Source organism: Mycobacterium sp. MAA66 (genome assembly GCF_041261665.1).
GTDB lineage: Bacteria > Actinomycetota > Actinomycetes > Mycobacteriales > Mycobacteriaceae > Mycobacterium.
Window position 1 is genome coordinate 1 of record NZ_JBGCCC010000013.1, and the last position, 19,005, is coordinate 19,005.

20 protein-coding genes and 1 tRNA gene are annotated in these 19,005 nt (G+C 64.2%); 12 read left to right on the plus strand and 9 right to left on the minus strand.

The features are described from left to right. Window positions 1–103 precede the first annotated feature (103 nt). Window positions 104–176: transfer RNA gene (locus ABIA30_RS24845), tRNA-Arg, on the minus strand. A 421-nt stretch (window positions 177–597) separates the two neighbouring features. Between ABIA30_RS24845 and ABIA30_RS24850 the strand changes: the two genes are divergently transcribed. Further along, window positions 598–1,035, plus strand: a complete 438-nt coding sequence (locus ABIA30_RS24850) for a DUF4440 domain-containing protein (protein WP_370070394.1) — start codon at window positions 598–600, stop codon at window positions 1,033–1,035. A gap of 128 nt (window positions 1,036–1,163) precedes the next feature. Here the strand turns inward: ABIA30_RS24850 and ABIA30_RS24855 are convergent, their stop codons facing one another. Further along, a complete protein-coding gene (locus ABIA30_RS24855) occupies window positions 1,164–2,918 on the minus strand; it encodes a GNAT family N-acetyltransferase (RefSeq protein ID WP_370070396.1) in 1,755 nt (584 codons plus the stop codon). Between the two features lie 90 nt (window positions 2,919–3,008). Here ABIA30_RS24855 and ABIA30_RS24860 point away from each other — a divergent pair, with 90 nt between their 5' ends. Next, window positions 3,009–3,788 carry an alpha/beta fold hydrolase gene (locus ABIA30_RS24860; protein ID WP_370070398.1) on the plus strand — a complete coding sequence of 260 codons (780 nt, stop codon included), beginning with the start codon at window positions 3,009–3,011 and terminating at the stop codon, window positions 3,786–3,788. Between the two features lie 444 nt (window positions 3,789–4,232). Here ABIA30_RS24860 and ABIA30_RS24865 read toward each other — a convergent pair whose 3' ends face one another. Further along, the gene (locus ABIA30_RS24865; RefSeq protein WP_370070578.1) at window positions 4,233–4,892 is read right to left on the minus strand and encodes a TetR/AcrR family transcriptional regulator C-terminal domain-containing protein; all 660 of its coding nucleotides are present in this window, start codon (window positions 4,890–4,892) and stop codon (window positions 4,233–4,235) included. A 252-nt stretch (window positions 4,893–5,144) separates the two neighbouring features. Here ABIA30_RS24865 and ABIA30_RS24870 point away from each other — a divergent pair, with 252 nt between their 5' ends. The 7 genes from ABIA30_RS24870 to ABIA30_RS24900 all read left to right on the plus strand — a co-directional run bounded on the left by ABIA30_RS24870 (window position 5,145) and on the right by ABIA30_RS24900 (window position 10,581). Beyond that, window positions 5,145–5,600: a hypothetical protein gene (locus tag ABIA30_RS24870; RefSeq protein ID WP_370070400.1), complete on the plus strand. Its 456-nt coding sequence runs from the start codon at window positions 5,145–5,147 to the stop codon at window positions 5,598–5,600. Between the two features lie 59 nt (window positions 5,601–5,659). Continuing rightward, on the plus strand, window positions 5,660–5,845 hold the full coding sequence (locus ABIA30_RS24875; protein WP_370070401.1) for a CsbD family protein: 186 nt from the start codon (window positions 5,660–5,662) through the stop codon (window positions 5,843–5,845). Window positions 5,846–6,156: 311 nt separating this feature from the next. Beyond that, a complete protein-coding gene (locus tag ABIA30_RS24880; protein ID WP_370070402.1) occupies window positions 6,157–7,272 on the plus strand; it encodes a glycosyltransferase in 1,116 nt (371 codons plus the stop codon). After that, window positions 7,269–8,291 carry a glycosyltransferase gene (locus tag ABIA30_RS24885; RefSeq protein ID WP_370070403.1) on the plus strand — a complete coding sequence of 341 codons (1,023 nt, stop codon included), beginning with the start codon at window positions 7,269–7,271 and terminating at the stop codon, window positions 8,289–8,291. Before ABIA30_RS24880 ends, ABIA30_RS24885 begins: the two co-directional genes overlap by 4 nt. Further along, entirely contained in the window at window positions 8,288–9,784 is a 1,497-nt protein-coding gene (locus tag ABIA30_RS24890) for a glycoside hydrolase family 130 protein (protein WP_370070405.1), read from the plus strand. The genes ABIA30_RS24885 and ABIA30_RS24890 overlap by 4 nt, the downstream gene beginning before the upstream one ends. Before the next feature lie 7 nt (window positions 9,785–9,791). Further along, window positions 9,792–10,208, plus strand: coding sequence for a hypothetical protein (locus ABIA30_RS24895; protein WP_370070407.1), 417 nt, complete (start codon window positions 9,792–9,794; stop codon window positions 10,206–10,208). A 253-nt stretch (window positions 10,209–10,461) separates the two neighbouring features. Beyond that, window positions 10,462–10,581: a DUF3761 domain-containing protein gene (locus ABIA30_RS24900; RefSeq protein ID WP_370070409.1), complete on the plus strand. Its 120-nt coding sequence runs from the start codon at window positions 10,462–10,464 to the stop codon at window positions 10,579–10,581. A gap of 44 nt (window positions 10,582–10,625) precedes the next feature. Here ABIA30_RS24900 and ABIA30_RS24905 read toward each other — a convergent pair whose 3' ends face one another. Beyond that, complete coding sequence (locus ABIA30_RS24905; RefSeq protein ID WP_370070580.1) at window positions 10,626–11,171, minus strand: PadR family transcriptional regulator; 546 nt, start codon at window positions 11,169–11,171, stop codon at window positions 10,626–10,628. Window positions 11,172–11,232: 61 nt separating this feature from the next. Between ABIA30_RS24905 and ABIA30_RS24910 the strand changes: the two genes are divergently transcribed. Then, window positions 11,233–11,715: a nuclear transport factor 2 family protein gene (locus tag ABIA30_RS24910; protein WP_370070411.1), complete on the plus strand. Its 483-nt coding sequence runs from the start codon at window positions 11,233–11,235 to the stop codon at window positions 11,713–11,715. A gap of 255 nt (window positions 11,716–11,970) precedes the next feature. On the opposite strand, the gene ABIA30_RS24915 is transcribed toward ABIA30_RS24910, so the two are convergent. From ABIA30_RS24915 to ABIA30_RS24935, 5 genes are all read right to left on the minus strand, one after another. Further along, a complete protein-coding gene (locus tag ABIA30_RS24915; RefSeq protein WP_370070413.1) occupies window positions 11,971–12,129 on the minus strand; it encodes a hypothetical protein in 159 nt (52 codons plus the stop codon). A gap of 331 nt (window positions 12,130–12,460) precedes the next feature. Next, complete coding sequence (locus ABIA30_RS24920; RefSeq protein WP_370070415.1) at window positions 12,461–13,207, minus strand: DUF899 family protein; 747 nt, start codon at window positions 13,205–13,207, stop codon at window positions 12,461–12,463. A gap of 26 nt (window positions 13,208–13,233) precedes the next feature. Beyond that, a complete protein-coding gene (locus ABIA30_RS24925; protein WP_370070417.1) occupies window positions 13,234–13,941 on the minus strand; it encodes a GntR family transcriptional regulator in 708 nt (235 codons plus the stop codon). A 93-nt stretch (window positions 13,942–14,034) separates the two neighbouring features. Further along, the gene (locus ABIA30_RS24930; RefSeq protein ID WP_370070419.1) at window positions 14,035–14,874 is read right to left on the minus strand and encodes an oxidoreductase; all 840 of its coding nucleotides are present in this window, start codon (window positions 14,872–14,874) and stop codon (window positions 14,035–14,037) included. 51 nt (window positions 14,875–14,925) lie between these two features. Further along, complete coding sequence (locus ABIA30_RS24935; RefSeq protein WP_370070421.1) at window positions 14,926–16,701, minus strand: FAD-dependent monooxygenase; 1,776 nt, start codon at window positions 16,699–16,701, stop codon at window positions 14,926–14,928. A 474-nt stretch (window positions 16,702–17,175) separates the two neighbouring features. On the opposite strand from ABIA30_RS24935, the gene ABIA30_RS24940 reads away from it, so the two are divergent. Further along, entirely contained in the window at window positions 17,176–18,114 is a 939-nt protein-coding gene (locus ABIA30_RS24940) for a VOC family protein (protein ID WP_370070423.1), read from the plus strand. A gap of 27 nt (window positions 18,115–18,141) precedes the next feature. Continuing rightward, window positions 18,142–19,005 (plus strand): fumarylacetoacetate hydrolase family protein, encoded by an 864-nt coding sequence (locus ABIA30_RS24945; RefSeq protein WP_370070425.1) that lies wholly within the window; start codon window positions 18,142–18,144, stop codon window positions 19,003–19,005.

Below are 19,005 nucleotides of genomic sequence, written 5' to 3' on the forward strand. Positions count from 1 at the left end.
TCAAGGATCAACCGAAGCAGGTGTAAAGCATCAGCCGAAACCCTGTCAGCCATCAGCCGGAGACGAAACGTCAAGCATCACCCGACGTCATACAGGTAGAGAGTGCCCCCGGCAGGATTCGAACCTGCGACACCGGCTTTAGGAGAGCCGTGCTCTATCCCCTGAGCTACGGGGGCTCGGGGGCTCGGGACCTATCGAAATAGGTGTCGAAACCCCATAGGGACGCCTCATGTTAGTCGGCGAACTGCCGGCGGCGGTATTTGGACTCGCAATGGCGCGGTATTCGTGGTGCGAGTGTGGCCGGTGCGCTATATGGGTTGTATGTGACTGATCGGGCGATGGATCTGTCCGCATGGAGGCGCTCAGGCTGCTGCGGGTTGCCGGTGCTTTTGGTGGAGGAAGGCAGCAATTGTGTTGCGGCCAAATGAAAATCCAATCATCAGGCTGTACTGCCTGGTGGCTGGGTGCGCGGTCGTTCGGCCACTATGGAGGGTGCGGTCGAGGGTCTTGTTGACGCTGACCGCGCGGCCCCCCACGGACCACCATCGCAAATTGACAGTTGATCTCAAGTCCACTTGAGATCGTATCGTCGGATTCATGACAGAGAACGGGTCGGAGCGTCCATGGCTGGACACCGAAACAACCGCAGCTGATGCCATCGACGACTTGATCGCGCATCTACAACGTGGGTTCGATACCGGCGACGCCGACGAGTACGACCGACTATTTGCCGCAGATATCTTATGGGGAACTCCCAAAGGTGCTGTCGTTAAGGGCTTTTCGGTGCTGAACCGGATACACAAGACAATGATGACCGGGATCCCCGTGCAACCATCCTCCCGGTTCGAACTCGAACAATTCACCACACCCGCGCCGGGCGTCATCGTCGCGCAGATCCGCCGACGCGCGCTCAATGGAGGATTCAGCGAGATGGCCCTCTATGTCCTGGTTGAACACAACGATCGATGGTGGCTCGCAGCGGGGCAGAACACCCCTGTTGCGGAACAACTTCCACCAACCAATCCTGGGAATTAGCACCGACTCTTGACGGCGGTCCTAGCTCCGGTCCAAAAATTGAGTAGGTGATTCTGGATCATGCTGCTCAGCGGTCAGCCGGAGTCGACATCAGACTCACCGGAACGTCCACCGCACAGACGCCCGACTCAGATGGCGCGTTTCAGCCCGACGTGGGCGGCGTGATACCCGAGCTGGCAATAGAACTCCCGAGCCCGTTCACGAGCCTCGTCTGTGGTCACCTGCGCCAACTGTGCCCCGTGCGTTCGGCCGTAATTGTGTGCCCACTCAACGAGTGCCGTACCCAAACCCTGTCCGCGTTCGGTTGCGGCGACCCGCAGTCCTTCGATCTGCAGCCGGGTAGCGCCGTTGCGGGACAGGCCGGGGATGATGGTCAACTGGACAGTCGCGACGACCACATCGGAAGCGTTTAGGACGACTCCGAGATAGTTGGACTGGTCGCGAACGACGATGTCGTACGCCGCCTCGTAGCGTTCGAGCTCGGCGCCTTCCCGATCCCGACCGAATTCGTCGTCGGACAGCAGCGCGGCAATCACCCCTACGTGTTCGCGCGTCGCGCGTTGCACACGGAATGTGCGGCCAGCCAGCCGCAGGAGTCCTCGAACCGATGAGTGCGCCAGTGCCTGTAGACGCGCCACCAACAGGTCCAGCCACGCCCCCACATTGGTTCGTGCTGCCGTGGTATCTGGATAGCGGCATCGGAGATGCAGTCCGGAGTCGTCCTGGATGAACCAGAGCATGACGCCGTCGGTGTGGACGCTCGCGCTCACATACTGGGCGTCGAGTCCGCCTGAGTCGATCCGCACCGGAAGTCTGCGTTGGTCCAGCCAGGAGATTGCGAACATGCCGGGCGCCATGGGCATTCCACCCCACGGAGCGAGTACGTCGGCGAGTGGCCACGATCCGAGCTGCACCGCTTCTTTGACAGCGTCGGCTGCGGCGTGCGGCTCGGCGATCGCTGACTCCAGGACGGAATTGGTGATGAACCAGCCCACCGAGTCGTGCCAGTTGTCTTCAAATCGGCTGTGCACCGGGAAAACTGCACGCAGCGGTGCCCCCGCCAATTCGCGGGTTACCGCAGTCATGGCGACCACCGCGAGTGCCAGCGTCGAGACACCGTCATCGCGAGCCTGCGCGGCGAACGCGGCGCCGTCATCGACATCGAACACATCACGCACTTCAACGCGCTCTGGATGCGCTCCAGACTCACCCAACGACAGCGGAAACCGTGGCATGACCCCGCCGCTTTCGCCGATGATCTGTGCCCATCGCTCGCGCACGCGTTCCGGTGCTGTGGGCCGGTCCAGCAGTGCTTGCGTGTGCGTGACAAACGCCGGCGCCGGCCCCAACGAAGACGTGCGTCCCGCGAGCATGGACAACAGATCCCGAGCGATCACCAGCATTGACCACATGTCCACATGAGCGTGATCGGCAGCGATGACCACCGTCAATCCGGCGGCAGTCTCCAACACACACAACCGATGTGAGGGTCGCTGATAGGGCGAACACGTCGCATTGAGAACGTCCTGCAGCGCGTCGTTCACCGCTTGGCCCGGAGCAATCTGATGTTCGACCCATCTGCCGGGGCAAACATCGATCTCATGCAATTGCGGATCGCCGTCGGGTCCAGGCGTGAAAGCCGTTCGTAGAGTGCCGTGGCGGGCGATCACCGCCAGCCACGCATCGGCCAGCGATTCGAGGCTGACCCGAGCCGGTAGCCGAATGGACAGTGCCATCCAGGAGCCGGGTCGCGCACCTGCGCCAACATGTATCCGCTGGTCAAAGGACACTGGAAGCCGACGACCGAGGTCAGACGCCGACACGTCGTAGCCCCAGAGTCGTCCGAACGGTAGCCGCAAGTGCGTCACGTTGGTGAGCCGCATGGCGGTACCTTAACGCGCCAGCTAGCCTGAATGCTCGGTCAGTGCGGTCGGCTCCGGGGCGAGCCGACCGGTCATGAAAAGAGTTGTGTGATGCCCACTTTCGTGGTTCCCGGAGCAGAGCTTGCGGTTGAACTCAGCGACGAAGGTGGTCATCCGGTCGTTCAGCTACACGGACTTACGTCCAGTCGCGCGCGGGACCGGGTGCTCAATCTCGACCTCGGCAGGGGGCTGAGTGGGACCCGATTGCTGCGGTACGACGCACGCGGCCACGGCAAGTCGACGGGGCGTAAAGTCCCGGAGGATTACCGATGGGAATGCCTCGCCGAGGACCTTCTGCAACTGCTTGACCATTGGTTTCCCGGCGAACGAGTGCACGGAGTCGGCCCATCCATGGGTACCGGTACGTTGCTACACGCGGCTGCCCGCGAGCCGGACCGCTTCGCGGGTCTCACGCTGATGGTTCCGGCCACTGCGTGGGAAACCCGGCCCGCGCAGGCCGCGAACTACCAGATTGCGGCGGCACTCATCGAAACTGAGGGCGTCGGGGCATTCGTCGCCTCGGCGCGTGGGGCAAATCCGCCACCAGCCACGGTTGGCGCGCCCGAGACCGTTCCCGATGTTGCCGACGCGCTGCTGCCGTCACTGTTTCGCGGTGCGGCTCTCAGTGACCTTCCCGCTCGCGAGGCCCTTTCACGAATCGACGTGCCGACGACCATTCTGGCCTGGATCGGCGACCTGGCGCATCCACTGTCGACCGCCGAATCGCTCGCCGCGCTGATGCCGCAGTCAACGCTCACTGTGGCCCACACCCCGGCCGATGTCGCGACTTGGCCCATGATTCTGAGCCAAGACGTCGCGCGTAGAGGCTGACCCGACAGGCCGGTACAGCGGCGCCCAAGGGGCAGGAGTTCCGCCATGGAGGCAGTTCGCGCCGCCACCGACACACTCGAAAGCATTGTGGCCGAAGACCTCTGGCCGCTGCCGACCTATCAGGAGATGCTTTACATTCTGTAGCCGGACGCGGGAGGCAGCGGCCGGGCCGACCGCTGGTGTGTTACATCGGAAGACGGCCGGTGGAAAGTGGTCACGGCCGAACTCTTGCCTTCATCTCCCGAATCAGTTTCTCGACACTCTCCTGGTGGTTCTCGTATGTCCCCAGTTCCCGCGACGGTCCCAGCGGGTGTTGTATTGCGTACCATAAGCTTTCGAGGCGACTGTTCATTTTTTTCCGGTTTCTCGTTGGGTGTTCATTTCAGTAAAATCAGGTGCGCTGACTTACGTTCGTTCGTCTGCCGACCCGTGCGCTCGCGTCGGTTATTGGTGGTCGCCTCGGTCAACCGGGCGTCCGTGGCGGGTGAGGGTTGCGGCGAGGCCGGGGAGCAGCAGATCGAGGAAGCGGTCGAGTTCAGCGGCGCCGTCGTAGGTGGCCAGGGCTGGTGCGAGCGCGCGCAGGTGCGGGAATTCGGTAATCGCCAGGCGGTGCAGGCCCAGCCGTAGAACTTCCTCGGTTTCTTCGGGTCGCTCGATGATCTCCTGCAACTCGTTGAGGATGTGGCCGTACAGGTAGCCGAACAGCACCCGGTAGATCTGCAGGGCATCGTCGCCGGCGAACCCGGCTGCGGTGAGCAGGGCGAGGACGTCCTCGAGTGGCCGCAGCATGCCTGGTGGCCGCTGCCCGAGCGGGGTGGCCAACGGCCGAGTGGCCAAGAGTGGCACCACGTTGGGGTGATCCAGGGCTAGTTGGCGGAAATCGCGTGCGACGGTGCGTAGTTGGCCGGCCCAGTCCGGGTCTGTGGTGTCCACTGGCAGCTGCATGAGGACCATCTCGGCGACGCCGTCGAGCACTGCGGCCTTGCTGGGGACGTGGCGGTAGAGCATCACGGGATCTCGGCCCAATTCGTCGCTGAGGCGGCGCATGGACAACCGGTCCGCACCCTCGCGGTCGACGATCGCCAGTGCGGTCTGCAGGATCATCGATCGGGTGAGCTGACCGGCGTTTCGGCGAGTGGCCGCGATGAACGGGGCTGCGTCTTCAGCGCCCGCGTCGAGCCCGGTCGACTCTCTGGTCATGCGCCGCGGCACCTCCGGCTTTGCCATCGCATCTCCGAGCGATCACAGGTCAACAGTGTTGACATTCCTCGTCTGTCAACACTGTATTTACAGTGTTGACAGTAGCACTGATGCGGCGTGTACTGGACTTCAAGCACCAGGATCAGAGGCCTCGACATGATCGTCATCATTGGATTGATTGTCCTGCTCATCGCGGTGATCGTGGGGTTCACTGGGGTGCTGGCCAATGCGGGTCCCGCGCACCTGTTGACCGAGAACTTCTCCGTACTGGGCTATCACGTCACCGGGTCGACCGGCACGCTGTTTCTCTTCGGGATCATGGTCGGTGCGGTAGCGATGCTGGGTCTTTCCGTGTTGCTGGCCGGTGCTCGGCGCACTGCGGGCCGCGCTCGAGATGCCCGACACGAACTCATCAGCTCTCAACGTGAGACCGAGTTTCTCAACCAGGAACGTGACCAACGGATCGAACACCTGCAGGCGGGCGGCACCACCACCAGCCCCCCGGCGGCGACACAGCTCGCCAGCACGGGCCACAGCCCAGTTGTCCTCTTCGGTCGCTGGTCTCGTCGTCGACAACCGACGGGTACCGCCCGTGTCGAGAATCCGCGGTAGGAACCGGACCCGGGCAACTCCTCGGCCCACATTCGCGGGCCGTGTTCACCGAAAATTGGATGAGTCTGAAAATGAGCATCGGTAAGAAGATCGCCCACAAGGCGGAGGCCACCAAGGGCGCCGTCAAGAAGTTCGCCGGCCGCGCCACCGGCAACACCCGGTTGCGTACCGAAGGGCGTCTTGATCAATTCAACGGCAACATCAAACAGGCTGGTGCCAAAGTGAAAGAGGCGTTCAAACACTGACGCGCTATCGCTGCCGATTCCCCGCCATATGGAAGCGAGCCAAGACGCTGTCACCACTGGATCTGACGCCGACGCCTTCGCCCACCACTGCCCCTCCGTCCCCATGACCATGCCTTTTGGCTGCCACGGTGTAGTGTCAGTGGTGCTGGTAGACACCAGCTCGTCCGGAATGGCTCAGCTTCTTACGCTGATTGGCCCGAGCATCCGCTTACGCCGGACAAACATGGCAATCGCCAGTCGGGATAATTTTGAATGCTCCATCGTTGGTTCAGCCGTTGATTGCTCCCTTTGGGCTGCAACACTTTTCGTACATGCCGAGCTTCGGCATTCTCAGTACCTACTCGCCGACGCCGTGCGGGCTGGCCACGTTCAGTGCGGCGCTCGCCGACGGATTGACCGCCGCAGGCGCTGACGTCGGCGTCGTGCGCATCGCCGACGATGAGGTCTCTACGGAGCCCAACGTTGTCGGCGAGCTGGTCAACGGTGAATCCGCGTCGGTGATGGCCACCGCCGAATTGCTGAACCAGAGCGACATCGCGATCATCCAACACGAATACGGCATCTACGGCGGCCCCGACGGCGCCGAAGTCGTGCAGATCATGGAAGCGCTCCGCGTGCCTTCCATCGTCGTCGCCCACACGGTGCTCAAAGATCCTACACCGCAACAACACTCGGTGCTCGAGTCGGTGATGGCGCTGGCCGGCCACGTGGTCGTGATGTCGGAGACGGCCCGCCGACGTTTGTGCGACCGCTTCGCCGTCGACCACCACAAGGTCAGCACCATCCCGCACGGCGCGGCCCTGCCCGCCGCCAACGGCGTGCCGCGTCCGGACCGACCCACCATCCTGACCTGGGGCCTGATCGGACCAGGCAAGGGCATCGAGCGCGTCATCGACGCCATGACGTCCCTGAAGAACCTGCCCAATCCGCCCCGGTACCTGATCGCCGGCCGCACCCACCCCAAGGTGCTCGCCACCCAGGGCGAGGCCTACCGCGAAGCGCTCCTCGCGCAGGCCGAGCGGCTCGGCGTCACCGACTCGGTGTCCTTCGACGCCGAGTACCGCAGTGCGGCCGCCGTAACCGAGCTCATCCAGACCGCTGCCGTCGTCGTGCTGCCCTATGACTCCAAGGATCAGGTCACCTCTGGGGTCCTTGTCGACTCGGTCGCGAGCGGCCGTCCCATCGTCGCCACCGCCTTCCCGCACGCGGTCGAGCTCCTGGGCACCGGCGCCGGCACCGTCGTCGCCCACGACGACCCCGACTCCCTCGTCGCTGCACTGTCCCGGCTGTTGACCGATCCGCAGGTTGCCGGTTCCATGGCCACGCGAGCCCGTGACCTGGCTCCGGCCATGGCCTGGCCCGTCGTCGCCAGCGCCTACGTCCGGCTGGCCCAACAACTCGTCGCCGCACGGCTGGCGCTGGCGTGACCGACACCGTGCCGCGCCCGGTGTTCGCTCATCTACTGCGTATGACGGACCATCGCGCCACCTTCGAGCATGCCAACCTGACCAAGCCCCGCCACGAGCACGGCTACTGCACCGACGACATGGCCCGAGTTCTCGTCGTCGCCACCCGCGAACCCGACGCGTCGGGCCCCGTGAACGGCCTCGCCGGCAAGGCGCTGCGGTTCCTGAACGACGCGCAGTCGTACGACGGCGCCTGCCACAACCGGATGAACACCGCCGGAAATTGGACTGATCAGCCCACCACGGCCGACCATTGGGGCCACTGCATCTGGGGGCTCGGCACGGCCGCCGCCCACAGTGATGTGAGTCTGGTGCGCCGTCTCGCCGTGATTCAGTTCGAGCGCGCCGCCAAGGCCAGATCGCCGTGGCCAAAGGCGATGGCGCACGCCGCCGTCGGCGCGGCCGAACTCCTCGACTTCGAGCCCGGCAATGCCGCAGCCCTACGCTTGCTCACCGACTACGCCGCCGCCATCGTGAAGCCCCGGAGCACGCCCGAATGGCCCTGGCCCGAGCCAAGACTCACCTACGCGAACGCGGTTCTTCCCGAGGCGATGATCGCTGCCGGCGTCGCGCTGGAGGACGCCGCCCTGAAACAGCGTGGCCTGGACCTGCTGGAGTGGCTGCTCGACTACGAAACGACCGACGGTCACCTCTCGCCCACCCCCGCCGGTGGCCGAGGACCGGATGACCACCGGCCCGCCTTCGACCAGCAGCCCGTCGAGGTAGCCAGCCTCGCCGACGCCTGCGCGCGTGCCGCGGACGCCGATCCGCGGGCCATCTGGCCGGAGGCGATACGGTCGGCCGCCGCGTGGTTCCAGGGCACCAACGACGCCGGCCTGCTCATGTGGGACTCGGAGGCCGGTGGGGGATACGACGGGTTGCGTGCCGACTCCGTCAACCTCAACCAGGGCACTGAATCGACGGTTGCAGTGATCTCCACCCTGCAGCACGCGCAACGCTTTTCGTCAGTCCCGCAATGACTTTGACGCACTCCGGGCTGGTAAGCCGCAATCCGCGCCGGGTCGCGGCCGACGCGGCGCGGGTGATCACCCAGCTCTTCGTGCCGGGCCAGGAGGGCTTCGAGCTACAGGAGTCTCGCGCCGGAGTGGTGCTCAAGCGCATCCTCGCTCTGACTGACGACGACGTGCGATCGGCCCTGGACGACGTCATCGTCCGTTTCGACGGACGCCACCGTGACCTCGCAGGTACCTTCCGCCGGCACGCCCAGGAGCTCGCCGACCGCCTGGACCCAGATATTCGGCTCTCCGATGCGCGAATGCTATTGCTGGGAGCCACTTTCACCAGCGAGTACGCAATCGAGGGCGCGGCGCTGTGCAATCCCAGCATCGTCGCGCATCCCGATCAGACCGATACTGCGCCGGGCAGCTTGCGCTTTGTGATGAGCGTGCGGGGGATCGGGGAGGGGCACCTCTCGTCCATCGGATTCCGCACCGGAGTCGTGGACGCCGCTGGTCGGCCCTTGCTGGACGAAGCGGCGCCGTTCGCCACCAGGGGGCGCGTGTCGGGCGCGCTGCTCGACGCGGCGGTGTTCCGCGGCGAACTCGGTCGCCTCGGCAACGCAGGGGAGGCCGCGGACTACGTCTTCGACGCGCTCGGCGACCGCTTTACGCGGTCCGACCTCGACGACCGACTCGACAACCTTCGGGCCCACCTGAGCACCCGCGGACATGCCGAACGTACCGTCGGCCTGATCCGCACGATCGCCGCCCGCTTCTACGCCGTCGAATTCGCTGACGACACCACGCTTTCCGAGCGGGTGCTATGGCCGGCGATGGAAGCCGAACGAGCCGGCATGGAGGACGCCCGCTTCGTCCGCTTCGCCGATGACGACGGCGCGGTCACCTACTACGCCACCTATACGGCTTACAGCGGATCCCGCATCAGCCAACAACTGCTTGAGACAACGGATTTCGAGTCCTTCACATCCAGGCCACTGGTCGGGAGGTTCGCCGCAAACAAGGGCATGGCGCTGTTCCCTCGCCGCATCCACGGCCACTACGTTGCCATGTCGCGATCGGACCGCGAGACCAACACAGTCGCCTTGGCCGACGATCTGTTGGTCTGGTCGAGCGGGTCGCCGTGTCAGCAGCCGGTTGAGGCCTGGGAAGTGCTGCAACTCGGAAACTGCGGTCCGCCAATCGAAACCGACGCGGGCTGGCTGGTACTCACCCACGGCGTCGGGCCGATGCGTACCTACAGTATCGGCGCCATCCTGCTTGACTCCGACGATCCGACTCGGGTGATCGGTCGGCTCCGCCGCCCACTGCTCAGCCCCGCCCACGACGAACAGAACGGCTACGTGCCCAACGTTGTGTACTCCTGCGGCGCACTGGTCCACGCAGGCACCCTGGTGATCCCCTACGGGATCGCCGACGGCGCTATCGGCATCGCCACCGCGCCGCTGTCGCAACTGTTGGATGCGTTCGCTGCGCAACCAGATTCCCCGATGTGAGGTCACAATGAGCACGACCAAAAGGATCACCGACCAGCCGTACAACCCGCTCGGCGAGTACGTCTTGCACGTGGGTGCGGGATTCGTCGCCAAGGAACGTCCGCACGTGCTGGAGTCGTTGGCGACGCTCGGGCCGCACCTGGGCAGGTGGAACCCGCATGACATCAGCCTCGAGGTCTCATTGCAGGACCGTGGCCGCAGGGAACAGCGCGTCACACTGCGGACGACCTTGCCCGGTCGCAAGCCCCTGGTGGCAGTCGCCGACAATGCCGACATCACGCGGGCGCTTAACGATGCCAAGCGCGAATTGATCCGCCAACTCGAACATCAGAAGTCGACGCGCGAACCCATGCACAACCGCAAGCTGGTACGTGACACGATCCGCCACCCGGGCTTGGGGAGCGAGCCGCGGGACCTCGAATAGAGGCCCGGTGCCTGCGTAGCTGGATCCGGTATTGGACCACCGGAAGATTCCTTCGGAATAACGCGGAATAACGCTTGATTCCACTCGTGTAGTGGGTATTCCGGCTACCGGGTCCAACGTCGTGGTGCCTACCCGAAGCGTAGCTACAGGTTTACGCTGGTAGGTATTCAGAAGGCTGCCGGGAGGTCGTCTAATGATCAGGATGGTCATGGTTGTCGCGACGTGTTTACTGGTTGCCGTGGTACCTCCGCCCATGGCTGTGGCGGATCGCGCCGCCGCGACGGCCCAATGTGAGGATGGCACTTATTGGTACGGGCACGAGCGTGCCGGTGCGTGTGATGGGCATGATGGCGTAGCCGAATGGTTCGGGTAGCCGAGTTGTGCTTCGGTGCAGGGATATTCGGCGTTGGTGCCTGATCACTCGGTCGGATCGGCTTGTGCGTATCGCCGGCACACATCCACGACTGTCTGGTGATAGGCGATCCCCATCTCGAGTGTCATGAGGGGGAATTTGTTTCCCGCCCGGGCTGTCTCCTCGGCTTCGGGACGTATCGCCTCTAGGTTCGCGACGTGTTGTTCGCTGCGCGACTTGACCTGCGTGAGCAGTTGCTCGGAATCGGCTGGCCTCAGCGAATCGGCGAAGAACAGCTTCACCATGCCGATGTCGCGGAGCTCGAACGGCATTGCCTCGGAACGGGTGAGCCACTCCTGCAAGGCGGCGGTGCCCTCGGGTGTCTGCGCATAAACGCGCCGCGGCCGGTTGCCTTGTGGTTCATCGCGGCCGGTCAGCAGTCCGGCTTGTTCGAGCTTGGCCAGGCTCGGATAAACCTGCGCAGGCGAGATGGTCCAGAAGAACCGAATCGACAGCTCGACCATTCGCTTGATCTCGTAACCGGACCGAGCGCCAAGGCCAGTCATCCCGAGGACGACATAGTCCGACGAAGCCAGCCTTGTGGGCACCATATAGGTCAAGCTAACATGTCAGAGTGACCTATTAGCGGTCCCCCACTGGGAGGTGGATGACGTGAATGCAGGTACCAAACTCCCGCTTCGGGCGGCCATGGAGGCGCGCGATCGCCGCGCCGTCGTCGCGGCTTTCGCTCCTGATGCGGTAGTGCGTTCGCCGTTCACGGACAACTTGGCGTTCGAGGGCCACGACGAACTCGACGGTCTCATCGCGGTGATTCTGGAGGTGCTGGAGGACCTCATTTATACCGACGAACTGCACGCCGACGGTTCTGCCGTCCTGATCGGGAGTGCGCGCGTCGGCGGCCTGCCGATCCAGTTCTGCGATCACCTCAAGCTGCGTGATGACGGTCTTGTCGAAGAGATGACGGTGTTCTTCCGGCCGTTGCCGGCAACCACCGCGGCGATGCGTCGAATCGGCGCTGGCCTCGCCCGACGTAAGAGTGCGTTCCGGGGCCGCCTGGTTGGGGCGATGACCGCGCCGATGGCGATGATGGCGCGGACCGGTGATCGCGTTGGCATTGCGTTGTTGCGCGGCTGACTAAACGTCCACGGGCACATACGCATCCGCAAGAGCGCCTAACGTCACATGGTCGGTGTTCACCTGCTGTCCGCCCTGTCTGGTCAGTTCTTGCCCAAGGACCTGGGTATTGATCGATGTGGCGATCTGGTCACTTGGTGATTCGCTGCCAGTTGTACACGCGGTACCCATTGTCCCAGAGCAGATCTGAGCGTGCGCGTCGGCGTCAGCGGTCCGCCAGACCCGCGGGGCAATACATCGAGCGGGCTGTTGTATTCAGCACCAGCCCACGTTGACGTCGGCGCCGTTGTACACCACGTGTACGCCACACTGTGGCAGCGGCGCAGCGGGCGAGGCCATCGCCGGTCCGGCCAGTCCCAGGGTCGCGGCGGTCAGTACGGTCGTGGCTGACAGCGCCATCATGAACTTCTTCATTTTGAGTCCTCCAATAGTGATTGAGAAAGCGAAGCAGAAGCTTCTAGCTGTACTAACCAAGCGCGATCGGAGCGTATTTCCCGACGATCACATGTGGTGAACGGTTACATAACAGACCTAGCTGTCTGCTGCGTCACTCGTCGCGAAGTGTGAAGAAAGATGCTGGTGGTGCCTGGTGTGCGCAGGCGCCTCGCCCGGACGCAGTTGATCGCGGGCCATGCTGATGAATAAGTGATGGGTGGGACTATTGGGCCCTATTCGTATCGACAATGCAATATGAATTAATGCCCCGTCGCGTCAATTCAGAATGCGCAATGGTCGTGCGGTGTGGTCACCAGTTGGCGGGCAGGTGCCCAATTCGCCATTGCGCGTACCCGGGCGATGTGGCCACGTCGTACAGCGCCCAAAGCGGCTCCGCGACGGGATGGGACTCCGGGTGCTGGCCCGGATCTTCATGTTCGAATCGTGCGAGCACCTGCTCGCCTGCCCAATGCAGCCGGATCGTGCCATCGGGCCAGCGCTTGAAAATGGTCATCAGCGGCGACGGTCGGCCCTCGGCGTTGTCCGCGCCGTAGTCGCTACGGAAGGAGCAGTTGGCCGCGGACAGCACCTCGATATGCCGCCACCCCCGTTCCTGCGCGAAGGCGGCGAGGTGGCCGATCGGGGTCTTTGCGACGATGGCCAGCGTGCCGCCCAGGCCGTCGAGTTGAGCGACCATGCCGTCCCACATGTCCACCAATGCGGTGCATGACGGACATGGCGCCTGGTCCGCGGGCAGTTCGGCGAAGACGCCGCCTGTCGGTATCGGCCGGGCGTCCCCGCACATCCGCGGAAACATCGGGCTGTAGAGCGTCAATGTGTCACTGTCGCCGAATAATTCGGACATCCGCACCGTCGCAGCGGCGCCGTCGGCGATTCGGTCGAACACGTAGTCCTCGGGGATCTCGCCGCCGGGCGGTAGCGATTGCCGCTGCGCTGTGACGGCCTCCAACTGCCGAACGAGCTCGACCTCCTGCTGCAGCAACGCATCACGCGCTTGGCGGTAGGCCGACGATTCGTTTGGGAACGCTATCGGCATGCAGGCCTCCTCGGAACTGCGGGTGCTCAGCGGGGCTGGCCGTCGACAAACGACGGGGCGCCATGTTCTGCCGCATATGCGGCCAGTTTCGCGGGCGCGCGTTCAATATGGGTGCGCAGCAACGCCATTGCCGCTTCAGGTTCGCGCGCCAGTGCCAACTCTTTGAGAAGCCGGTGCTCGTTGGCGATATCGCGATCGTGATCGTCGACAAATGCCCAGTACCAGCGTCGATAAAGTTCGCTGCAGTCCCGCAGCTCGGTGGCGATCGCTTCCAGATGGGGGTTGGAGCTGCCGGAGAGCAGGGCTCGGTGAAACGCCTCGTGACGGGCGGGCCAATCTTCGTTGAGTTGGCCGTCGGCCAATTCGGTGGGCGTGTTCTCCAGCAGATGATGACTGGCGAGAACGCTTGTCTCCCAATGGATATCGCCGCGGTCGATGGCGAGCCGCAAGGTTGCCGACTCGACCTGGACGCGTGCCTCGGTCAGATCCTGGATGTCTTGGACCGACAGGTCCCGGACCCGGAAACCGCGCTGCGGTGTGGCGATCACCAGCCCTTTTTCGGTGAGCCGGGCGAGGGCCTCGCGCACCACCGACTGGCTCACCTCGAACCGTGTGGACAGCTCCACCAGCTTGAGTCGGTCGCCCGGTGCGACGCGTCCGTTCAGCAAATCCTTGTGAAGAGTTAGGAACACCTCCTCGGTGCGGGTCCCCGCAACAGCATCCGCACCGGTCACGTCCGTCAGCGTACGCCATTGCGCTCGACCGACCGGCTCATCGGGCCCCGTCGACGAGTTATCTGATCGTGGTCCCGCATCTGGGTGCGGCCGCTAAATGTCGAATCCGTCATCAAGTGCCGCGATGTCGTTGTCGTGCAACACCAATGACCCGGCTGCAAGGTTCTCGGCAAGGTGGCTCCGACTGCGCGTGCCCGGGATGAGCAACACGTTGTCGGCGATCGCCAGCAGCCAGGCCAGCGCCACCTGAGCCGGGGTTGCGTCCAGTCGGCCGGCGATGCCGGTGACGACCGGGTTGGTCCGGATCGCATGGTGTTGTTCTCCGGGCCAACCGAGCGGGCAGAACGGCACGAATGCGATTCCGCGCGCGATGCATTCCTGCAGCACCGAATCTGAGGAGCGGTCGGCCAAGCTGTACGAGTTCTGCACGCAGGCAATGTCGGTGACCTCAAGGGCGCGCAGCAGGTGCCGGTGGGTGATGTTGCTGATGCCGATGCCGCCGATCAGCCCCTTGTCACGGGCGTCGACCAACGCGCCGAGCTGGTCGACGAACAGTTGGTCGGGTGCGGCGTTGTCGAGGACGCGCAGGTTGACCACGGTGAGTCTGTCGACACCCAGTGTGGACAGATTCGACTCGATGCCGGCCCGGAGCTGAACTCCGCGAGCCGCGACCTTGCTGACCAGCGCCAGACCGTCGGGGTAGGGGAAGAGCGCTTCGTGGATCAGCTGATTGGCCGCACCGGGTCCGTAAAACTGGGCTGTGTCGATGTGATCGACGCCGCCTTCGACAGCGGCACGCAGCACCGCGATCGCCTCGTCGCGGTCCCCGGGTGGTCCGTATACGCCGTCACCGGCCAATTGCATTGCACCGTAGCCGATTCGCCAGACCGTAGTGTCTGCGAGCCGGTGCCGATCCCACGTCGTCAGGCTCATCGCCGGCATCCGGGTGTCGGAAAGTCTCTGGTGGACAATTTATTTCCCGTCCTACGTGGTGGCGTCGTGTCCGAGCGCGCGCTTGACGGCGCAGCTGAGCTGTGCGGCCCCATCGGGCGCCTTGGCAGGGCTGCGCCACACGATGTGGCCGTCGGGCCGCACCAGTACACATCCGGTGGGGTCGACTTCCGACCGGGTCGCCCAGTCTCCGTAGGGATCCCGCAGACCACCCCGCTCACCGATGACATGGACGGTGATGGGGACGCCCAGGTTGTCGGCAACCTGTTCGGCGCCGGCCTGCCAGTGTTGCCCACCGACTCCGGTTAGGAGCGAGAATCCGGCGGGGTCAACAAGATCCAGTGAGGACAGCGGCTGTCGGTCGCGCTCCAACCGGGCGTGGGGCAGGCGGGCGCCGGGACGCGTGGTCGGTGTGTAATAGAGGAACGGGTCGCGTTCGGGTTCGGCTTCCGGTGCGGACTCCTGGCAGATCGCGTCGCTGCGATACACGTAGCCGAGTTCCAGGCCGTGGGCGTTGAACTGATAATTGCTGAGCTCGACTGCGTCCTGCAGGGCCCTGCGGCGTTCGTCGCCGGCAACGCCGGGCTCGTACAGGACATTGAGCGCCTTCCAGCCGTCCTCGGCGGACTGTCCTGGTTCCAATCCGAGGGCGGCGTCGATGGCCCCGCCGTCGTTGAAGCTGGTGATCGCCCGCTTGATGCCCCGTGCACCGACAGGCTGCCGTTCGTCGCTGTAGCTGGCGAGCAATCGCTCGTCGGCACGACCGTCGAGGGTGAAGGCCAACTTCCAGCCCAGGTTGAACGCGTCGGCCACGGACATGTTCAGACCCAGCCCGTTGGTCGGAGGGTGGCGGTGTACCGCGTCGCCCATGCAGAACACGTTGCCCGCGGAGTATTTTGGCGCAACTTGCGCATTGACTTGCCACCCCGCCACACCGAGGATCTCGGCATCGACGTCCTCGCCGACGACCGCACGGATCCTGCGCACCAACGAGTCGGTCTCCAGCTCGGACAACGGCGTCTCGTGCGGGTCATATAGGAAGGCCAGGACGAACTCGGTGTAAGGCTTGTGGCAGATGAGGGCGCCGAGCCTCAGGGGCGGTAGTGGCCCGGGCATCACGTTCCACGAAAGCACACCGGGGCGGTGGGCGAAGTACTTGGTGAGGTCGGCGCGGAACCAGATGTTGGCGGCGTGAGCAAGCTCGCTCGGCCCGTCCATGGTCAGCCCGGCCTGGGTGAGAACTCGGCTGCGTGCGCCGTCTGCCCCGATCAGGTAGCGGGAGCGCACGGTGCGGGTGTCGCCGGTGGCGCGGTCCCGGATAACGCTGGTGACGCTGTCGGCGTCCTGGTGGAACTCGACGAACTCGGTGTTGAACTCGACAGTGGCTCCGGCGTCGCGTGCGGCGCGGAGCAGTAGCGGCTCCAGGACGGTCTGCGGACAGTTGGCCATCGGTTCGGGGCTGGCCAGCAGATATTCGGCCTGACGATCGGGTGCGGTACCCCAGGTTTGAGATCGGGCGACCTCGGGTTCGGCGAGTGTGGTCACCCAGAGGTTGTTGCTCATCAGCGCTTGTGGCGTGGCCACTTCGTGAAATTCCTTGCTGATTCCGAGGGCGCGGAAGATCTCCACGGTGCGCTGATTGACGATGTGGGCGCGGGGCGTGTGTGCGGTGGATACGTGCTTTCCAATGGTCAACGCCGGAACGCCGTAACGGGCGAGGGTCAACGCCAGCGTCAGGCCCGCCGGGCCGGCGCCCACGATGAGCACGGGGACTTCGATGTCAGTGCTGGTTGCGACGGGATTGACCATGGCCTACCTCTGTGGGTGAACTCGAATCGGTTTTCGGGGCCGTCACCCCCAACTGTGGCGGCTCTGCCATCCACTGAAACACCGTGAGTGGGGTCACGTCAAGATTTTATATCGAGATTTTATAGAAGTCTCGCCAGGGTGGTGGGTCAACCACTGGGCGTCCGGGCTTGGGGCGACCGCCGTGATGGTCCGCGTGACCGCGGCTCGATAGTGCCAGCAATGCACGGTAATTGGTCGACATTGGGAGTTCGCGGATGCCGGCGGATGGCCGGGATCGCCGCGTGTCCCGGTCGACGTCGTCTCGCCTGCGGAGATCGGCACTCGAAAAAATATAGATATTTTGTTGACTTGGCGAGATAGTCGTTCTACGTTTGAAAACATCCGGGCGGCGGCATTCGCCAAGCGGTCTGGAGGTTCCGAGCGCTACCGAGCGGGACGGCTACGCAGTCTGCCGTCGAGGGAGAGGAGTTGGTGGTGAGTCTGCACGGATTGACCTCGATAACGTTGGGAGTCCCCGATGTTGAGGCGGCGAGTCAGTACTACGAGGAATTCGGTCTCACTCCTACGGGAACCACGCCGGACGGCTGGCGCCGGTTCGCCACCTTGGAGGGCGGTGACCAACTCATCATCGCCGCAGCACCGCGCCGGCGCTTGTTGGAGATCGGGGTCGCCGCGGAAAACACTGACGACCTCGACCGGATCGCGATGAGCCTGACCAAGATCGGTGCCGAATTCTATCGTGTCGCAGACGAATTGACCGTGCACGACCCGAACTCGGCGTTGCAGGTATCGGTCACGGTGGCGCCGCACATCGTTCAGACGCCGGCGATCCAGGAGCCGACCAACGGGCCGGGCCGCCCCGAGCGGGCCAACGGCCGGGCGCCCGCGATCGAACGCACCAATAAAGTGCGGCCGCGCCGGCTCGGCCACGTGGTGGTGGGCTCGCTGAATCAGGAAGCCTCGCAACACTTTTTCACCGAAGGGCTCGGATTCAAGATCACCGACCGGGTACCCAGCCTGGCCTCGTTCATGCGTTGCTCGACCGACCATTACAATCTGCTGCTCCAGCAGGCACCGTTGAACTTTCTGCACCACACCGCGTGGGAGGTGGACGACGTCGATGAGGTCGGCCGTGGGGCGTCGGCGATGTTGGAGGAACACCCGGAGCGGCACGTCTGGGGTCTCGGCCGCCACCACATCGGGTCCAATTTCTTTTGGTACCTCAAGGATCCGGCGGGCAATTTCTCTGAGTACTACGCCGACCTCGATTGCATCCTCGATGACCAACTGTGGGATCCGACCGTCGTCGACGGCGCCCGCGGTATCTACAACTGGGGGCCGCCTCCTCCGCCGTCGTTCATCAAGCCAGACGATCTGGCGGAGCTGATGACCGGCGCCCACGCACCTCGTTGACGACCGAAACAACCCCAAGGAGTTTTCATGCGCATCGCATCGCGTCTCGGCCGCTCGGTCATCATTGATGGTGACCTCTGCGTCGACATCGAAACCGCGTCAGGTGGACGGTTCGGCCATCGGGTGGACGACCTCTACCGGGACTGGGACAGATTCCGCGAGTGGGCGAGCCAGTCCGCGCCGGCCGCCGATCAGTCGTACGAACTCAGCGAGCTCGACGCACCGGTCCAACAACCCCGGCAGGTCTTCGCCATCGGGCTGAATTACCTCGACCATGCCAGTGAGTCCGGGGTGAAGCCGCCACCGTCACCGGCCGTCTTCACCAAGTTCCCCTCTTGCCTGGTCGGACCAACGGCCGCAATCGAGTTGCCCAGCACCAAGTGCGACTGGGAAGTGGAACTGGTGGCCGTGATCGGCCGCACCGCAGACCGGGTCAGCGAGGACGAGGCCTGGAACTATGTCGCCGGAGTCACTGTCGGACAAGACATCTCCGAACGGGCGGTGCAACTGGTCGGGCCGGTTCCGCAGTTCTCGCTGGGCAAGTCGTACCGGACTTTCGGGCCACTCGGGCCCTCCGTCGTGACCCCAGACGAACTGGGCCGTCGCGACGACCTGGAGCTGCACTGCTCGGTGGGGGGACGGATCCTGCAGAAGGGTCGCACCAGTGAGCTGATCTTCTCGGTCTCGCGACTGATCGCCGAGATCTCTGCGGTGTGCCCGATGCTGCCGGGTGACCTCCTGTGGACCGGCACCCCGCCGGGAGTTGGCATGGCCCGCAAACCGCAGGAGTTCTTGCAGCCCGGCATGACGCTGATCAGTGAGGTCGAAGGAATCGGCAAGCTTGCGAATCCCGTTGTGGCCGGCGACGGTTACCCCCAGTCCGCCGACTAG

What these genes read in the sequence shown, in the direction of transcription:
- ABIA30_RS24850 (WP_370070394.1), top strand. Translation starts at nt 598, where the DNA reads ATGACAGAGAACGGGTCGGAGCGTCCATGGCTGGACACCGAAACAACC.
- ABIA30_RS24855 (WP_370070396.1), bottom strand. Translation starts at nt 2,918, where the DNA reads ATGCGGCTCACCAACGTGACGCACTTGCGGCTACCGTTCGGACGACTC.
- ABIA30_RS24860 (WP_370070398.1), top strand. Translation starts at nt 3,009, where the DNA reads ATGCCCACTTTCGTGGTTCCCGGAGCAGAGCTTGCGGTTGAACTCAGC.
- ABIA30_RS24865 (WP_370070578.1), bottom strand. Translation starts at nt 4,892, where the DNA reads ATGATCCTGCAGACCGCACTGGCGATCGTCGACCGCGAGGGTGCGGAC.
- ABIA30_RS24870 (WP_370070400.1), top strand. Translation starts at nt 5,145, where the DNA reads ATGATCGTCATCATTGGATTGATTGTCCTGCTCATCGCGGTGATCGTG.
- ABIA30_RS24875 (WP_370070401.1), top strand. Translation starts at nt 5,660, where the DNA reads ATGAGTCTGAAAATGAGCATCGGTAAGAAGATCGCCCACAAGGCGGAG.
- ABIA30_RS24880 (WP_370070402.1), top strand. Translation starts at nt 6,157, where the DNA reads ATGCCGAGCTTCGGCATTCTCAGTACCTACTCGCCGACGCCGTGCGGG.
- ABIA30_RS24890 (WP_370070405.1), top strand. Translation starts at nt 8,288, where the DNA reads ATGACTTTGACGCACTCCGGGCTGGTAAGCCGCAATCCGCGCCGGGTC.
- ABIA30_RS24895 (WP_370070407.1), top strand. Translation starts at nt 9,792, where the DNA reads ATGAGCACGACCAAAAGGATCACCGACCAGCCGTACAACCCGCTCGGC.
- ABIA30_RS24900 (WP_370070409.1), top strand. Translation starts at nt 10,462, where the DNA reads ATGGCTGTGGCGGATCGCGCCGCCGCGACGGCCCAATGTGAGGATGGC.
- ABIA30_RS24905 (WP_370070580.1), bottom strand. Translation starts at nt 11,171, where the DNA reads ATGGTGCCCACAAGGCTGGCTTCGTCGGACTATGTCGTCCTCGGGATG.
- ABIA30_RS24915 (WP_370070413.1), bottom strand. Translation starts at nt 12,129, where the DNA reads ATGAAGAAGTTCATGATGGCGCTGTCAGCCACGACCGTACTGACCGCC.
- ABIA30_RS24920 (WP_370070415.1), bottom strand. Translation starts at nt 13,207, where the DNA reads ATGCCGATAGCGTTCCCAAACGAATCGTCGGCCTACCGCCAAGCGCGT.
- ABIA30_RS24930 (WP_370070419.1), bottom strand. Translation starts at nt 14,874, where the DNA reads ATGAGCCTGACGACGTGGGATCGGCACCGGCTCGCAGACACTACGGTC.
- ABIA30_RS24935 (WP_370070421.1), bottom strand. Translation starts at nt 16,701, where the DNA reads ATGGTCAATCCCGTCGCAACCAGCACTGACATCGAAGTCCCCGTGCTC.
- ABIA30_RS24945 (WP_370070425.1), top strand. Translation starts at nt 18,142, where the DNA reads ATGCGCATCGCATCGCGTCTCGGCCGCTCGGTCATCATTGATGGTGAC.